Raw genomic sequence first — 16,885 nt, 5'->3', positions numbered from 1 at the left:
GCGACCACTCGGCGTATCCAGGGAGAACGGCAATGAACACCGCGACGAGGCCGGTAATCTCGGAGATGAGGCCCAAGATCACCGTCGTCGGGGTCGGCGGCGGCGGCGGCAACGCCGTCAACAACATGATCGCCGAAGGCCTGCAGGGCGCGGAATTCATCGTCGCCAACACCGATGCCCAGGCCCTTGCCATGTCGAAGGCAACGAGGCTGATCCAGTTGGGCGCTCATATCACCGAAGGTCTCGGCGCCGGGTCCCTGCCCGAGGTCGGCCGTGCCGCGGCCGTGGAATCCATCGACGAGATCATGGATCACCTTGCTGGAACGCACATGTGCTTCGTGACCGCCGGCATGGGAGGCGGAACCGGCACTGGTGCCGCGCCTGTTATAGCACAGGCAGCGCGGGCAGCCGGAATACTGACCGTTGCCGTCGTCACCAAGCCATTCGTCTTCGAAGGCAGGCGCCGCATGTACGCTGCCGATGAGGGCATCGAGCGCCTGCGCGAAAGCGCCGATACCGTCATCGTCATTCCCAACCAGAACCTGTTCAGGATCGCCGACGCCAGAACCACGTTCGCCGACGCCTTCGCCATGGCCGACCGGGTCCTCTATGCGGGTGTCGGCTGCATCACCGATCTGATCGTCAAGGAAGGCCTGATCAATCTCGACTTCGCCGATGTGAAGTCAGTGATGCGCGACATGGGCCGCGCCATGATGGGAACCGGCGAAGCCGCCGGAGAAGGCCGTGCCAAGAAGGCAGCGGAAGCGGCAATCGCCAACCCGCTGCTCGACGAAGCTTCGATGATGGGCGCCAAGGGCGTCCTTGTCTCGATATCGGGCGGCATGGACATGACGCTGTTCGAGGTCGACGAAGCCGCTACCCGCATCCGCGAGGAGGTCGACAACGATGCCGACATCATCGTCGGCGCCATCTTCGACAAGGCACTCGCCGGAAAATTCAGGGTATCGGTCGTGGCGACCGGCTTGCGGCGTGGCCTGGAGATTCCACTGCTTGCCGAACCGGAAGTTCGCATGAACTGAACAGCGTTATCGCGTGCGGTTCGCTCAGCTGATTGCCAGCCTCGCGTCACCACGGCCGCGCGCCGTCGATGACTTCCATGGCGCGTGCAGCAAAACGGCCGGCCAGGGGTGCCACGTCGGCCGCATCGGCCGCAACCGCGCTGCCGGCCAGCACGCGGTCGGCGATGCCGACGAAGATCACGGCAAAGCGGAACATGGCAAACACCAGATGGAACCGCTGGAGCGGCGCCGTCGGCACGGCGTGGGCGAAGTAATGATCGAGGAATTCGCGCTGTGTCGGAATCCCGAGGGCTGCCTGATCAAGGCCGAGGATGCCGCCATATTCGTCCGATGAGGAATGCCAGGGCATCGAGCAGAAGCCGAGATCAGCAAGCGGATGGCCGAGGGTCGATAACTCCCAGTCGAGTATGCCGATCACCTCGGGCCGCTCGGGATGGAAGATGAGATTGCCGAGACGGAAATCGCCATGCGCGATCGAAACGTGGCCGTCATCTGGCGGAAGATGTCGCGGCAGCCATTCGGCGACGGCTTCGAGCGCGGTAATGCGCTCACTCGGCGATTCCCGCAACTGTCTGGTCCAGCGCGCGATCTGTCGCTCAAAATAGTTCCCGGGACGGCCATAGTCGCCGAGCCCAACCTCTTCCGGCCGGACTGCGTGCAGCTTTGCCAGCGCCTCGGCCATGCCGAAATAGATGCCGCGCCGCTCGTCCGGCGCCAGTCCCGGCAACGCGCCATCGTGGAACACCCGGCCGTCGAGCCGCTGCATCAGATAGAACGGCGTGCCGAGCGGCTCGTCGCCGTCGTGATAGAGCACCGGCCGCGGCACCGGCACCTTTGTCGATGCTAGCGCCTCGATCACCCGGTACTCGCGATCGACCGCATGAGCGCCGCGCAGGATCGGTCCCGGAGGTTTCTTGCGCAGAACCATGCGGCGGCCGCCATAGTCGACGAAGTAGGTCGGGTTGGATTGGCCGCCGACGATCCGCTCAAGCGACATTTGGCCATCGCCAAAATGCGCTCTCAGAAAATCCTCCAGGCGTACCGGATCGAAATCCATCCTCATTGCCGGCTCAGCGGTTCCCGCCGCGACCTGTTTCGTCTTGTCTGCCGGCTTCGACATGCCAGCGCCAGAAGCCCACACCTTCCTCGTTGAGAAAGCGGTTGAGCACCATCTTGTGGACCTCGTCGGCGCCGTCGACCAGGCGAGCCTGGCGGGCGTAGCGGTAGATCCATTCGAGTACAGTGTCTTTCGAATAGCCGCGGGCGCCGTTGATCTGGATCGCCACGTCGGCGGCGTCATGCAGCACGTTGGCGACCTGGATCTTGGCCATGGAGACCTCCTTGCGGGCAAAGCCACCGCGATCGAGCTCCCAGGCCGCCTTCATCACCAGCAGCCGCCCGATCTCGATGCGCATGGCAAGGTCGCCGAGCAACAGCTGGATACTCTCACGGTCGGCCAAAAGCTGCCCGAAACCGCTACGCTCGGCGGCATAGGCGCGCGCGATCTCGATGCAGCGCTTGGCAAGACCGAGCCAGCGCATGCAATGGGTGAGCCGCGCCGGACCGAGCCGGACCTGGGTAACCCGGAGGCCGCTGCCTTCGCCGGCAAGCACGTCCTCGACCGGGACTTCCAGGCCGTCGAACTCCAGCTCGCAATGGCCGCCATGTTCTTCCGGTCCCATGATTTCGATGCGCCGCACGATCCGCCAGCCCGGCTGGTCCTTGTGGAACAGCAAGGCCGAAAGGCCGTGACGCGGATCGTCCGAAGTGCGCGCAATGAGAATGAAGTGGCTCGCCTCTTGCGCGCCGGTGATGAACCATTTGCGGCCTGTGACGACATATCTGTCGCCACGCCGTTCGGCTCTGGTCATGATCATCGACGGGTCGGAGCCGCCGCCCGGGTGCGGTTCCGTCATTGCAAAGGCCGAGCGCACCTTGCCCTCGACGATCGGTTTCAGCCATCTTTGCTTCTGCTCAGGCGTTCCCAACCGTTCCAGCATCATCATATTGCCATCGTCGGGGGCCGCGGAATTGAACACGACCGGACCGAAGATCGAGCGGTTCATCTCTTCATAGCAGACGGCCATATCCACCTTGGAAAGGCCGGCCCCGCCGGTCTCGGGTTTGAGCTGCAGGCACCACAGGCCGGCTGCTTTCGCCTTGCCGCGCAGCGTTTCAAGCAGCGGCAGTGCAATATTGCCATGGCCGTCATAGCAAGCCTTGTCAGCCTCGAGCGGCAGGATTTCGCGCTCGACGAAATCGGCGATCCGGCTGCGGAAGGCCTCGGTTCGGACGGAAATGTCGAAATTCATGGCGCTCACAAGGATGAAACGAGATGCCGCCATCGGCTCCGATGGTCGCGCCGGTAGTGTAACTGCCGTCGTTGAATGGGAGCAACAGCAGTTCGCCGGCCGTTCCTTGCGCACGTCAAAGCGCCGGTTCGATATGGATCGATGCCGGCGTGCTGCCGATGCCGGTCGAATTCCAGGATCAAAGAGTGCTCAGGTTTCGTATCGCTAACGTCCGCGACAATGCTCAGATCAATTCGAGGACAGCGCAGCCATAGCCGTCCAGCGTCAACACTCCGGAGACAGGTCCTTGGCTATCGAGCAGGTTGCTGCCGAAGGGAACGCCGGTTACGGCAACGGGCGTGTCTTTGATGTTTTGCACGAACAGCAGCCGGCGTTCGTCATTCTCGCGCATCGTGACCTCGACGCCGTCCGGCAGATCCGGAACCAGAGGCTCCACATTCGCATCCACGAAAGTGCGCTTAGCGAGTTGAGCTGTCAGCTCCGGGGTTAGATAAGTGCCGACATAGAGCACACGGCCCTTGCCGACGGCGCGGGAGGTAATTGCAGGCGTTCCTGCCGCGTAGCGGTTCGACCAAACCCCTACAATTTCGACTTCCGGTTCGACTGCGAGGTTCTCATAGAAATAACCGGCATCGAACTCGTGGTTTCCGACGGTAAAACGACGGATACGGCGGCTGGATTCGGCCGGTCTGTCGGGAGGAATGACGAGCCCGCCGGAGCGCGACATCGTATTGAACAGGCCATTGGCCCCAGGTGCCGCCAGCCGCCCGAAATCCTCGACGCGAACGCCGGTCAACTTCGACAGCGACCGGCCCGGCGCTGTCTCGCGGATGACGTGGTTGTTTTCGTCGCGGGTTCCAGTGCGCGCGCCGATGATGACGGTACCGCCATTTTCGGCAAAGACTTGCAGCCGCTCGGTCCAGCTGTCCTTCCAGATCACCCAATGCGGCACGTAGAACACCTTGAGCTTCGACAGATCGTCTTCCGGGTGGATGAAGCCGCAGGCGATGCCGCGGTCATAGCAATACTGATGCAGCAAGATTGCATCATCCTGCGGACTTGGCAGGCCGATGGGGAAGGTCTTGTGGGCTTCCTGATTGTCGAAGTCCGAGCCGGCGATGCCGACATCCATCCGCACATGGGTGCCCAGGATCTTGTCTTTAAGCGCCGTCATCTCGGTGGCGAACTGCCTGGCTTCGTCATAGCGGCGGCGAGCGACATCATCATGGTCTATGATGCCCATCCAGTATATCTCGGCGCCGAAATGTGCGGGACGCCAGCGGAAGAACATGATCCCATCGGCGCCACGCGCAACCGACGACATCGCCATGCGTCGCATTTCGCCTGGCTCCGGCGTCAGCGTGCAGAAGCCCGGCTGGGCGCCAAAACCCGACTGTTGTTCCGGCACTATGTAGTTGCCGGAAAATCCCCTGCAGATGTCGAGATGCAGCGCCTGGATCTTGGCGTGATTGCCGAGGCGAAAGAACTCGTCATAGAGGAACGGATAGATGTCGTAGCCGACGAAGTCGAGATCGGTGGAGAATTGGCCGCGAAAGTCGATGTCACGCAATCCGCCGAGATTGTGGAAGATGAACCAACTGGCATTCGCTTTTCTCAGGATCTCGACCTGGTCGTGCTGGAACCGTGCTGTCGAAAAGGCGAGAAAACGGTGGTAGTCCTGGAGGTGACCGGGACCGGGAAAGGACGGGGAAAAATCCAGCGGGAAGACAATTTCGCGGAAATGGCCGTAAGCCGTCGCCCAGAAATCGCCACCCCAGGCGAAGTTCAGCCTGTCTATCGTCTGGTAGGTTTCCTGGAGGTAAGCCTGGAATTCCTTCAATGCCGACGGCGAATAGGATTCCGGCATGCTGGTGTTGAGTTCGTTGTCGGTCTGCCAGCCAATGACATTTGCGTTGTCGCGGTAGTGGTCCGCCATCGCGTTGGTGATCCTGCGGCTATAGTCGCGAAACACCGGGCTGCTGGTGTCGGCATACTGGCGCGAGCCGTGGCCCATCGACCGGCCATTTCCATCAAGCCGCAGGATTTCCGGATGCTTTGCGGTCAGCCAGCGCGGCGGGGTGGCGGTCGGCGTGCACAGGATCGTGTTGACGCCGTGACGCGCGAGGCCCTCGATTGCCCGGTCGAACAGGTCGAAATCGAAGGTGCCTTCACGCGGTTCGAAAATGTGCCAGGCGAATTCGCCGAGGCGGGCGACGTTGAAGCCGGCCTCGGCCATGCGCCTGGCGTCATTGTCCCAGTAACTCTCGTCCACATGCTCGGGGTAATGCGGCGCGCCGACCAGAAAGCGGTCGGTCTGGATCGTGCGCCAGACCGACAGGGCGCGGCCTCTTGAAGTCTTGTTCACGAAGGATACTCCTGCAGATCAGTCGGTGATGGTGGGTTTGCGGGCACTGATTGTCCGCTCATCGACAGAGGAAAAGAGATAGACGTCACGCGGCTCGACCTTGAAGCCGACGGTCGCATCGGCAGCGACGGCGCTCGCATGGCCGATCTGGACGGTGACGTTGCCGCTGCCGCTTTCAGAACTGACGCATTGCAGCGGGCCGGCGTCGGCATAGAGGATGGTCTCGCGGCCGAGATGCTCGACCAGCCGCACCCGTCCTGCAAAACTCGCTGTCCCTTCCGCGGCCAAGCTGATGCTCTCCGGCCGAATCCCCATCGTCACCCTATCGCCGACCTGTACGGATGCCGCTTCCGTCAGTTCGACAGTCAAAGGAGAAAGACCGGCGGTCGACAGCGTGGCGGCGCCGCCGGAGACAGCGGCGACGGTCACTTCGAAAAAATTCATCCGGGGTGCGCCGAGGAAGCCCGCGACGAAAAGGTTGGCCGGATTGCGATAGAGTTCGAGCGGAGCGCCCACCTGCTCGACCGAGCCGCGATTGAGCACGACGATACGGCTCGCCATTGTCATCGCCTCGGTCTGGTCGTGCGTGACATAGACCATGGTGGCGCCGAGCCTGGCGTGCAGATCGGAAAGCTCGACGCGCATCTGCGTGCGCAGCGCTGCGTCAAGGTTGGATAGCGGTTCGTCGAACAGGAACACGTCGGGCGAGCGGGTTATGGCACGGCCGATGGCCACACGCTGACGCTGGCCGCCGGAAAGCTGTTTCGGCCGCTTGTCGAGCTGGTCGGTAATGCGAAGGATCTTGGCGGCTCGCAGCACGGCGGCATCGATCTCGGCCTTGGGGCGATGCGCCATGCGCAGGCCGAAACCCATGTTCTCGGCGACGGTCATATGCGGGTAAAGCGCATAGGACTGGAAGACCATGGCAATGCCGCGCTCACCCGGCTCGGTGGTGGTGAGATCACGGCCGTTGATCAAAATCTTACCGGTCGAGACGGTTTCAAGCCCGGCGATGATCTTCAACAGCGTTGACTTGCCACAGCCGGACGGCCCGACGGTGACAATGAACTCGCCCTGTTCGACGCTGAGATCGATGCCGCGCAGCGCGTGGTAGCTGCCATAATTCTTTTGTATCTGCCGGAGTTCAAGACTGGTCATGGAGCCCTGCTTGCGAAATCAGTTTCGGGTCGGGTGGGCGACGCCTTGAAGCCATGGTCGCTCATCCCTTGACCGCTCCCATGGTGAGGCCGGTGATGAAGTGCTTCTGCATTAGGAAGAACATGGCAACCGGCGGCAAAGCCACGACTATGGTGCCAGCCGAGATCAGGTTCCAGGCCGAGACCCATTCGCCGCGCAGGTTGGCGAGGCCGGCGGTTACCGGTTTGACGGTATCGCTGATGGTGAGCACGACCGCCCAGAAATAATCGTTCCAGATAAAGGTGAAGAGCAGGATGGCCAGCGCCGCGAGAGCCGGCCGCACCAATGGGACCACGACATGTACCAATGTCTGAAACGGCGTCGCGCCCTCGGCCCTGGCGGCCTGAAACAGTTCTCCCGGCAAGGCGGCGATGAAGTTGCGCATGAACAGTGTCGCAAACCCGGTCTGGAAGGCGATGTGGAAGATGATCAGGGCCGCCATCGTGTCGTAGAGGTTGAGCCGCACCATGAGATCGCGCACCGGGATCATCATGATCTGGTGCGGCAGGAAGTTTCCGCCGACGAACAGGGCGAAGACGAGCATGTTGCCGCGAAACCGGTAACGGGCGAGCACGAACCCGGCGAGCGTGCTCAAGATGAGAACGCCGATCACCGAGGGAATGGTGATCGTCAGGCTGTTGAGGAAGTAGCGGGCCATCGGTGTCTGGGTGAAGACCGCCGTGTAGTTGTCGACCAGGCCGAATTGGGTCGGCCAGCCCCACAGATTGCCGCCCATTACATCCTGCGTAGAGCGGAACGAGGTAAGGATGATGGCAAAGAGCGGCGCCAGCCAGACAATCAGGATGCCGACCACCAGCACGACATAGAGGCCGCGCTGCCAAATAGCAGTCTCGGGAATCGGGCGGGGAAACATCAGCCGCCTCTTTCATCGGCGCGGATCATCCGCGCCAGGTACCAGGCGATGAAGACCGCCATGATCACGAACAGCACCGAGGCAATGGCCGCGCCATAGCCGAAGCGGTAGGAAAATATGGACTGCTCGAACATCTGATAGGCAAGCACCTCGGACGAACCGAAGGGGCCGCCGCTGGTCATCACCGAGACCATGTCGAAGGAACGCAGTGCGCCGACGACGGTGACGGCGATGGCGATAAAGGTGACCTGCGTCAGCTGCGGCAACACGATGTGGCGCAGCATGTTCCAGCCCCTGGCGCCGTCGACCCGCCCGGCGCCGATCAGGTCCTCGCTGAGATTGTTGAGGCCGGCGAGATAGAGCACCATGCAGAAGGCGATCTGCGGCCACAACGCTGCGATCACGACGGCGAAGGTGACGAAGTTTTCATCCGACAGCACTGCCGGGGCGGTCGCGCCGAAGGTGCGGAAGATCAGGGCGAGAAGTCCGAATTCCGGCGTATAGACCCAGGTGAAGACAACGCCGACGGCAACCGAAGCCAGCACCAGCGGAATGAAGAACAGCGATTTGAGCAGGCGCATGCCGCGGATTTTCTGGTTGACGAGCAGCGCGATGGCGAGGCCGAGCGGCGGCGCCAGCATGAACATCACCAACCAGATCAGATTGTTCTTCAGCGAAACATAGAACTGCGGGTCGGCAAACAGTTCGCGGTAGTTGCCGAGGCCGATCCAGACCATCGGGCTGAAGCCGTCCCATTCGTGCAGGCTGATCCACAGGCTCTCGACCGCAGATGCCAGAATGACGACGGAAAACAGCACAGCGGCTGGCAGGATCAGAAGTGTCGGTGTCAGCCACCAGCGATGGCGGCGCCAAAGCTTCGTCATTTTGGGAGACCTCATTCACGGAAAGCATCAGGGAGCAGAGTACGAACCCCGCTCCCCTCCGCTGGGAGGCGCTAGATCTTGAAGATCCGGCGACGGGTTCCCTCGAGACGCTGAAGAATGGCGTCCCGGCGCTCCGGCTTGGCCATGAATTCCTGGAAGCCGACCAGGCCGGCCTGGGCCATGTCGGGATCGGTGTCACGGTCGTAATATTGCGACGTGCCGGCCACCGTCTTCAGGCTTTCCACAGCCGCGTTGACCAGCGGGTCCTTGCTGGCCGGAAGGTCGTTGCGCGGCGGAACGTTGCCGCCGGGTTCCAGATAAGGGCCGAAATTTTCCGGCTGGTAGAAGAACTCGAGGAACTCGCGGGCACCCGCCTTGTTCTTGGCGTTGGCCGGGATGTGGACCGAATTGACCGAGAATTCTTCGTAGCGGTCGAGGGCGCCGTCAATCTTCGGGAAAGGGGCGAATGTCAGCTGCTCGAGATCCTGCTCAGGGAAAGTAGCTTTCACGAAGGCACCGAGGTTCATCATGCCGGCCTTCTTCTGGGCGAGGAAGGCGCCGGCCTCCTGCCAGCCGAACGACGTCTGATCCGGTGTGAAGAAACCCTGCTTGATCAGCTCTTCCCAGTGGTCGAAAACAGGCGTCAGCGCCGGGTCGGTGTAAGCCATCTTGCCATTCATCAAGGCAAAGTGCTTGTCGAGACCGTTGATCCGCAGGTTCATCTGGTCGAACCATCCGGCCGCCGGCCAGAGTTCCTTGGTGCCGATGCTGACGGGAATAAGGCCGGCAGCCTTGGACTTCTGGCCGTAAGCAAGGAATTCGTCCCAGGTCGCCGGCACCGTCAGTCCGTGCTCGGCAAAGACGTCCTTGCGATAGAACATGCCCCACATCGTGCCGCCAGTCGGCAGGCCATACTGCTTGCCGTCGACAGTGACGGCACCGGTCGTGGCACCCAGCACGTCCTTGTACTTTTCCTTCTCGAACAGATCCGAAATGTCGTCGAACAGGCCGCGAGTGACGAAGGCGCGCATGCGGTTTCCGGAGAACCAGAAGCAGACATCCGGCGCGCCGGCGACAAGGTAGTTGCGGATCGCGGTCTTGTGGGCCTCGTGATCCATATTGTTGATCACAACCTTGGTGCCGGACTGCTTCTCGAAGTCGGCCGCGATGCGCCGCAAGATCCGCAGGGCATCGGCATTGTTTTCGTCGGAAATGATGGTGACTTCGCTCGACTGGCTGAGTGCCGGCATCGGGAAGCCCGCGAGGGCTCCAGCGGAAATCCCCCCAGCTCCCTTCAGGAAATTGCGCCGCGTCGACGGCTTTTCAATCCACTTGAACGTCATTGTTACTCCTCCCGTGTTGTCAATTCTCTACTGGCACACCGGCCGGCGCGGTTGTTCTTCTCAACGGCACGGCTCACCTCCCGGGCAAGGGAATATGTTTGCCCGCTCCTTCAGAGCGCGGTGACATTGCTAACCGGATTAATTTCGCTGACCCCCGGTTCGGGTGTTGAACAGTCGGGCAAACTTATGCATATGTTTTCTCGAGAGGCAATAATTAATTTACAAAATTAAGAAAGCGGATCCGTGAAGCTCAAGGGTGACCCGAGCACGACTCGGGCGATGAACCGCAGACTGATCCTCAATCTCTTGCGGCAGGAAGGAGCGCGCAGCCGGGCCGACATTGCGTCAGTTACCGGCCTTAGTCCGGCAGCGGTCACCTTCGTCGTGGCCGACCTCATCGAGGATGGCCTGCTGATCGAAGGCAAGACAGTCGTGGGCTCGGCTGGGCGCCGCCCTATCCCGGTGGATATCAACTATGCCAACGGCCTTGCCATAGGTTTCAAGCTGATGGTCGGATCGGTCGAATGCGTGGTCACCGATCTTGCGACCAATCCGCTGGGCTCTCTGCGCGTCAAGCTCTCGGACAGCGATCCCGACCACATCATAGCGACCTTGGCCAAGGCGGTACCGGAGCTGATTTCCATTGTCGATCGGCCCGCTGCCAAGCTTGCCGGGATCGGCATTTCAATGCCTGGCGTCATAGACAACCAGAAGGCTGTGTGTATCCGCAGCAATCGCTACAACTGGGACAACGTTCCCCTTGGCCCGATGCTGGCCGAACTGGTAGACGTCCCCGTGTGGCTTGAGGACGACACCAATGCCTATGCCATTGCCCAGCAACTCTTCGGCCTGGGACGCCAGCACCGCAATATGGCTGTGCTGGCGATCGGCGTCGGAATCGGCTGCGCGCTCGTCTTCGATGGCAAACTCTATCGCGGCGCGAACGGTGCCGCCGGCAAGTTCGGCCACACCTCATATGAGGAGAACGGCCGCCTTTGCGAGTGCGGAAAGCGCGGCTGCTTGATGGCCTATTACGCCGAGCCGGCGATCCTGCGCACCTGGCGCGAAGCCACGGGGCACAACGAAACGGATAGCAAAGTCAGCCTTATGGCAGCCTTGGCAGACCGCGAACCGCGAGCCGTCGCCATTCTCGAGGAAGCGGGACATGGCATCGGCCGGCATCTCGCCAATCTTGTCAACATCACCGACCCGGAGGTCATTGTCGTCGGTGGTGAAGCCGTGTCGTTTGGCGATGCGCTGTTTGGCCCAATGCGGCTGACGCTTGGGAAAAATACCTTTCGCGCGGCACCACCAATGCTGCTGGACTGGGAGGACAATTCCTGGGCAAGAGGGGCGGCTGCACTCGTGACGCAGAAGCTCTTTGATTTCGAAACATCTGCCGGCAACGCCGCTCCGCTTTCAAAGCCGGCCCTATGGTCGGCATAGGCGAGTGAAATAGACAGCCCTGCGCCTCAGGCTGCCCGAACGCTGCGCGCTCCACGCGCCCATGCCGGCAACCAGTCGCCATGCGCAACCAGCAAATCATCGACCAGCGACCATATCTGGTCGAGGTCGAGCTCGGCCGCCGTGTGCGGGTCCATCATCGCCGCGTGATAGATGTGCTCGCGGTTCTCGGTCATCAGCGCCTGGACCGTCAGCTCCTGGACGTTGATATTGGTGCGGATCAGCGCGGTGAGCTGCACCGGCAGGTCGCCAATGAACGTGGGTTGAATGCCGGAGGCGTCGACGAGGCATGGCACCTCGGCCGCGCAATTATACGGCAATGACGTGATGCAGCCATTGTTGCGGATGTTGCCGTAGATCACCGACGGCTCGCCGGTCCAGACCGAGTTCATGATCGAGGACGCATATTCCTTCGACTGCTCCACTTCGATCTTGTCAGCCGAGCGATAGGCTTCCGCTTGCCCCTTCCAGCGATCGATCTGCTCGATGCAGCGCTTCGGGTATTCGTCGAGCGGGATACCGAACTTCTCGATCAGATCCTCGCGCCCGTCCTTGATGAAATAGGGCGTGTATTCCGCGAAATGTTCGGAGCTCTCGGTGACGAAGTAACCGAGGCGCTTCAGCATCTCGTAGCGCACCTTGTTCGGGCAGCGCGGATTCCATCCCGGCTTCGGCGCCCGCCCTTCGCTGTAGGCGCGCAGCAGATCCGGATAGAGATTGCGGTAGGAGCCGTCCGGCTGGCGATGCTCGAACTTCAGGTAGAAGGCCATGTGATTGATGCCGGCCGAGCGGTAGCGAATCTCCTCGTAGGGAATATCGAGATCATGCGCCAGTTCCATCGCCGTACCTTGCACCGAATGGCAGAGGCCGACCTGCTTGATGTCGGGGTATTTCTCCGCGATCGCCCAGGTGTTGATCGCCATCGGGTTGACATATTGCAGCATGATCGCCTGCGGGCAGACCGCGAGCATGTCCTCGCAGATCTTCCAGAGATGCGGCACGGTTCTCAAGCCTCGCATGATGCCGCCAACACCGAGCGTATCGGCGATGGTCTGGCGCAGCCCGTATTTCTTCGGAACTTCGAAATCGGTTACCGTGCAGGGCTCGTAGCCGCCGATCTGGAAGGCGACGACGACGAAATCGGCGCCCGCCAGCGCCTTGCGCTGGTCCGAATAGGTTTCGGCTTTGGCCTTTACGCCAAGCGTCGAGATCAGCTTGCCGACGACGATTGCGCTTTCCTCGAGCCGTTGCGGATTGATGTCCATCAGCGCGATCGTCGAGCCGGATAAAGCCGGACGCTGCAATATGTCGCCGACGATGTTCCTCATGAACACCGTCGAGCCAGCTCCGATGAAAGCGACCTTGGGATTTCTTGCCACAACAACCTCCGGCATAAGCAATTAGGCTACCTCGAAAGCGGCTTTGACCAGCCGTTCGGTGTAAGCGGTCTTGGGATGGGACAGGACTTCGTCGACCGGCCCCTCTTCGACGATCTTGCCGTGCTGCATGACGATGACGCGGTGGCACAGCGCCCGCACGACCTTGAGGTCGTGCGAGATGAAGATGTAGCTCAGGCCCCGTTCGCGCTGCAGCTTGCGCAGCAATTCGATGATCTGCGCCTGGACCGAGAGATCCAGCGCCGATGTTGGCTCGTCGAGTACGATGAATTCCGGTTCGAGCGCGACGGCGCGGGCAATCGCAATACGCTGGCGCTGGCCGCCGGAAAACTCGTGCGGGAAGCGCGAGAGGATATCGCCGGGCATGCCGGCGCTGATCAGCGCCTCGCGCACCCGCTCGATCCGATCGTTCCTGGTGGCGCCCATGCGGTTGACGACCAGCCCTTCCTCGATGATCTGGCCGATCGTCATGCGCGGGTTGAGCGACGAGAACGGATCCTGGAAGACGACCTGCATGCGCGACCGCAACGGCCGCATCTGCGCCCGCGAGCAGCCATGGATCGGCTGGCCATCGAAATAGATCTCGCCGCTGTCGGTGGTGTTGAGCCTGAGCAACGCCTCGCCGAAGGTGGTCTTGCCCGATCCGGATTCCCCAACGAGACCCAGCGTCTCGTGCCGTCGAAGGGTCAGGCTGAGGCTGTCGACGGCAACGAGTTCGCGCAGGTCCGGCCTCATGAACGTGCCATGCCGCAGCATGAAGGAGACGCGCACATTCCTAGCTTCAAGAATAACGTCGGCGCCTTCCGGCAACGGATTTGCCTGGCCGCGCGGCTCGGAGGCAAGCAGGTGACAGGTGTAGGGATGCTGCGGATTGGCGAACAGCTTCTCCGTCACATTGTGCTCGCGCATCTCCCCATGCTGCATGACGTAGACATAGTCGGAGAACTGCCGCACCACGGTCAGGTCATGCGTGATCAGGATCACCGCCATGCGCAGTTTCTTCTGCAGGTTTCGGATGAGATTGAGGATCTGCGCCTGAACCGTGACGTCGAGCGCCGTCGTCGGCTCATCGGCGATCAGCACATCGGGATCGTTGGCCAGCGCCATGGCGATCATCACACGCTGGCGTTGGCCGCCGGAAAGCTGGTGCGGGTATTGTTTCAGCCGCGCCTGGGGCTCAGGAATCTGTACCTGCTGCAGCAGCTCGAGCGCTCTTGCTTCGGCCTGCCTGCGGCTCATCTTGCGATGCACCCGTATCGCCTCGACGATCTGGCTTCCGATCGTGTAGATCGGGTTAAGCGAACTCATCGGCTCCTGAAAGATCATCGAGATGCGGTCGCCGCGCAGTTTGCGCCGCGCACGCTCGGAAAATTTCAGGATGTTGGCCCCGTTGTATTCGACAGTCGATTTCGGCGACACGACTGCGCGCTTCGACAACAGTCCCATGACGGTGCGCGCCGTCACCGACTTGCCCGATCCCGACTCGCCGACAATGGCGATCGTCTCGCCGCGATAGAGCTGGAAGGAGATGTCCTTGACGGCTTCGATCATGCCGTGTTCGACCTTGAAATCGACGGCGATGTTGCGGGCATCAATGACCGGGTTTTCCGAACGGCCGTCATGGTCGAGCCGGACAGGCGGTGCGAAGGATTTGACGAGCGCGTGTTGCATCATCTCATGCTCAATAAGGATCGACCGCATCGCGCAGTCCATCGCCAAGCGCGTTGAACGCGAAGACGGTGACAAGCACGAAGCCGACCGGTGAGAGGATCCAGGGATAGGTGCCGATGACCGAATACGTCGCGGTGTCTTGCAGCATCAGGCCCCAGGAGATCAGCGGCGGCTTCACCGCGAAGCCGAGAAAACCGAGGAAGGATTCGAGCAGAACCACGCTGGGGATTGCCAACGTGACCGCAACGATCACGTGGCTCATCACGTTTGGAAAAATGTGTTGCATGATGATGCGGCCATCTGTGGCGCCGACCGCCATCGCCGCACGAACGTAATCAATCCGCGCCAGTGCCAGGGTCTTGCCGCGCACTTCGCGCGACATCTGCGCCCAGCCGAGTGCCGACATGACAACGATCACGAAGGCCAGGAAGACATTCGTCGGCGCCGTCACCGGAACCAGCGAGGTCAGCGCCAGATAAAGCGGCAATTGCGGAAACGCGAGCACCAGTTCGACGAAGCGCTGGACCCAGACGTCGAATGTGCCGCCGAAATAGCCCGACACCATGCCGACCGTCGTGCCGATCACGGTGACGATGAAGACCACGGTCAATGCGATCATCAACGAGATGCGCGAACCATAGATCGCACGAGCCAGCACATCGCGACCGAATTTGTCGGTGCCAAGGAAGTGCACCGGCTGGCCGTCGGTCGAGCCGAAGAAGTGCCGGTTCGCGGGAAGCAGGCCGAGCAGTCTGTACTCCGCTCCCTTGACGAAGAAGCCGAGCAGCCGCGGATGGTCGTAGTCCGGCCCGACGACGGGTTGGAAGGTGACCGGGTCGAGGTCTTCCGAATCCGCCAGGGCATAGACGCGTGGCTGGAAGACGAAGTTGCCGTCCTTGTCATGGAAGCTCATCATCTGCGGCGGGGCGAAGCCGACATCGGTCACCTTGGGATCCATCGGTGCGAAGAAGTCGGCAAACACCGCCAGCAGCACCAGAAACGCGACCAGGATGAGCCCGGCCATGCCGGTCCAGGACCGTTTCAGGCGGCGCCAGACGAGTGCGATGTAACTCTCATTGCCGCGCGGCTTGATCTTGGCCGGTTCCTCGGCAAGTGGCGGCAGCGAGGGCTCGAAAGCAAGCATCTCAGGACCCTGCATATTGGCGCACACGCGGATCGAGCATGACGAGCAGCATGTCGGCGATGATGTTGCCGACGATCAGCGTCGCCGACAGCACCATCATGAATGTCGCCGTGACATAGACGTCGCCGACCGCCATCGAGCCAACGATCGCCGGGCCGACGGTCGGCAGGGCAAAGATGATCGCGGTCTCGATCTCGCCGGTCAGCATATAGGGCAGCACCACGCCCTGATACATGACCAGCGGATGCAGCGCATTGGGCACCGCATGGCGCATCACGACCGCACCGCCGCTAAGGCCCTTGGCGCGAGCGGTTTCGACATATTGCGCGTTCAGCGTGTCGAGCAGATTGCCGCGCATCACCCGCATGTTGTAGGCGAGCCCGCCGAAGGTGGCGATGGCGACAACCGGCCAGACATGCCGGACGAGATCGACGAACTTCGCCCAGGACCACGGCGCCCCGCCAAATTGCGGCGAAAAGAAGCTGCCGATCTCGGAAACGTTGAACTGGAAGACCAGCAGATAGACGATGATCAGCGCCATCAGGAAGCGCGGCACCGTCATGCCGAGGAAGGAAATCGCTGACAGCGTACTGTCGATCCAGCTGTACTGCCTGGTCGCCGCCCATATGCCGAAGGTGATACCGAGGACCGAGGCCAGCAGATGGCACACCAGCGCCAGCAGCAGCGTGCGCGGCAGCCGCTCGCCCACCACATCGGCCACCGGCTTGTTGTAATAGAGGCTGTAGCCGAAATCGCCGCGGGTGATGATGCCGCCGATCCAGTTGAAATACTGGACGGGCAGCGGCTTATCGAGACCGTGTTCTATCCGATAGGCCTTGGCCTGCGCGTCGGCCTCGGCGAATGAGGCCCCGCCCTGATTGATCAACTGCGAGCGGATGTAGTCGGCATAGTCGCCCGGCGGCGCCTGGATGATGGCGAAGGTGACCAGGCTCAGAATGGCGAGGACCGGGATCGCCGACGCTATGCGCGTGAGCAGGAATCGCAACATCGGTCGGTCCGCTTCCTTGTCTGGCCGGTCGCTCTCTTTGAGCGTACGGAGGTTTGCTTTGTCCGGGCCCCCCCACAGGGGGCGGCCGGGTTTTAAGTGAGCGGGGGGTAAAAAATGTGAAACGGGCCCGATTGACCCGGGTGGCGCGGCACGACTTGGGGGAAAACACGGTGGTTTTAAAAAAT

The 16,885-nt window shown here is 61.6% G+C and carries 13 protein-coding genes; 2 read left to right on the top strand and 11 right to left on the bottom strand.

The genetic code is table 11. The annotated features are described in order from the left end of the window. Positions 1–32: 32 nt before the first annotated feature. Entirely contained in the window at positions 33–1,040 is a 1,008-nt protein-coding gene (gene ftsZ / locus NKH60_RS22000; protein WP_023677189.1) for a cell division protein FtsZ, read from the top strand. Positions 1,041–1,086: 46 nt separating this feature from the next. On the opposite strand, the gene NKH60_RS21995 is transcribed toward ftsZ, so the two are convergent. The 7 genes from NKH60_RS21995 to NKH60_RS21965 form a co-directional block, all read right to left on the bottom strand. After that, a complete protein-coding gene (locus NKH60_RS21995; RefSeq protein WP_352473280.1) occupies positions 1,087–2,103 on the bottom strand; it encodes a phosphotransferase family protein in 1,017 nt (338 codons plus the stop codon). A gap of 7 nt (positions 2,104–2,110) precedes the next feature. After that, positions 2,111–3,352 carry an acyl-CoA dehydrogenase family protein gene (locus NKH60_RS21990; protein WP_352850809.1) on the bottom strand — a complete coding sequence of 414 codons (1,242 nt, stop codon included), beginning with the start codon at positions 3,350–3,352 and terminating at the stop codon, positions 2,111–2,113. A gap of 223 nt (positions 3,353–3,575) precedes the next feature. After that, the gene (locus NKH60_RS21985; RefSeq protein ID WP_352873301.1) at positions 3,576–5,717 is read right to left on the bottom strand and encodes a beta-galactosidase; all 2,142 of its coding nucleotides are present in this window, start codon (positions 5,715–5,717) and stop codon (positions 3,576–3,578) included. Between the two features lie 18 nt (positions 5,718–5,735). Beyond that, positions 5,736–6,875, bottom strand: a complete 1,140-nt coding sequence (locus NKH60_RS21980; RefSeq protein ID WP_352541683.1) for an ABC transporter ATP-binding protein — start codon at positions 6,873–6,875, stop codon at positions 5,736–5,738. 61 nt (positions 6,876–6,936) lie between these two features. After that, complete coding sequence (locus NKH60_RS21975; RefSeq protein WP_352541684.1) at positions 6,937–7,788, bottom strand: carbohydrate ABC transporter permease; 852 nt, start codon at positions 7,786–7,788, stop codon at positions 6,937–6,939. Further along, entirely contained in the window at positions 7,788–8,672 is an 885-nt protein-coding gene (locus NKH60_RS21970) for a carbohydrate ABC transporter permease (RefSeq protein WP_352832108.1), read from the bottom strand. Before NKH60_RS21970 ends, NKH60_RS21975 begins: the two co-directional genes overlap by 1 nt. Positions 8,673–8,743: 71 nt before the next feature. Continuing rightward, on the bottom strand, positions 8,744–10,015 hold the full coding sequence (locus NKH60_RS21965) for an ABC transporter substrate-binding protein (RefSeq protein ID WP_352817265.1): 1,272 nt from the start codon (positions 10,013–10,015) through the stop codon (positions 8,744–8,746). Between the two features lie 243 nt (positions 10,016–10,258). On the opposite strand from NKH60_RS21965, the gene NKH60_RS21960 reads away from it, so the two are divergent. Further along, entirely contained in the window at positions 10,259–11,461 is a 1,203-nt protein-coding gene (locus NKH60_RS21960) for an ROK family transcriptional regulator (RefSeq protein WP_352473205.1), read from the top strand. Between the two features lie 26 nt (positions 11,462–11,487). On the opposite strand, the gene NKH60_RS21955 is transcribed toward NKH60_RS21960, so the two are convergent. Genes NKH60_RS21955 through NKH60_RS21940 form a run of 4 tightly spaced genes read right to left on the bottom strand, consistent with a single transcriptional unit; the run spans position 11,488 to position 16,700 of the window. Further along, on the bottom strand, positions 11,488–12,858 hold the full coding sequence (locus NKH60_RS21955) for an alpha-glucosidase/alpha-galactosidase (RefSeq protein ID WP_352832111.1): 1,371 nt from the start codon (positions 12,856–12,858) through the stop codon (positions 11,488–11,490). Between the two features lie 21 nt (positions 12,859–12,879). Continuing rightward, complete coding sequence (locus NKH60_RS21950; protein WP_352817371.1) at positions 12,880–14,547, bottom strand: ABC transporter ATP-binding protein; 1,668 nt, start codon at positions 14,545–14,547, stop codon at positions 12,880–12,882. 10 nt (positions 14,548–14,557) lie between these two features. Next, complete coding sequence (locus NKH60_RS21945; RefSeq protein ID WP_352467677.1) at positions 14,558–15,691, bottom strand: ABC transporter permease; 1,134 nt, start codon at positions 15,689–15,691, stop codon at positions 14,558–14,560. Between the two features lies 1 nt (position 15,692). Next, positions 15,693–16,700, bottom strand: a complete 1,008-nt coding sequence (locus NKH60_RS21940) for an ABC transporter permease (RefSeq protein WP_352452370.1) — start codon at positions 16,698–16,700, stop codon at positions 15,693–15,695. Positions 16,701–16,885 lie beyond the last annotated feature (185 nt).

It is taken from the genome of Mesorhizobium sp. M1006 (genome assembly GCF_040318825.1).
GTDB lineage: Bacteria > Pseudomonadota > Alphaproteobacteria > Rhizobiales > Rhizobiaceae > Mesorhizobium.
This window is presented reverse-complemented; position numbering and strand designations above follow the sequence as displayed.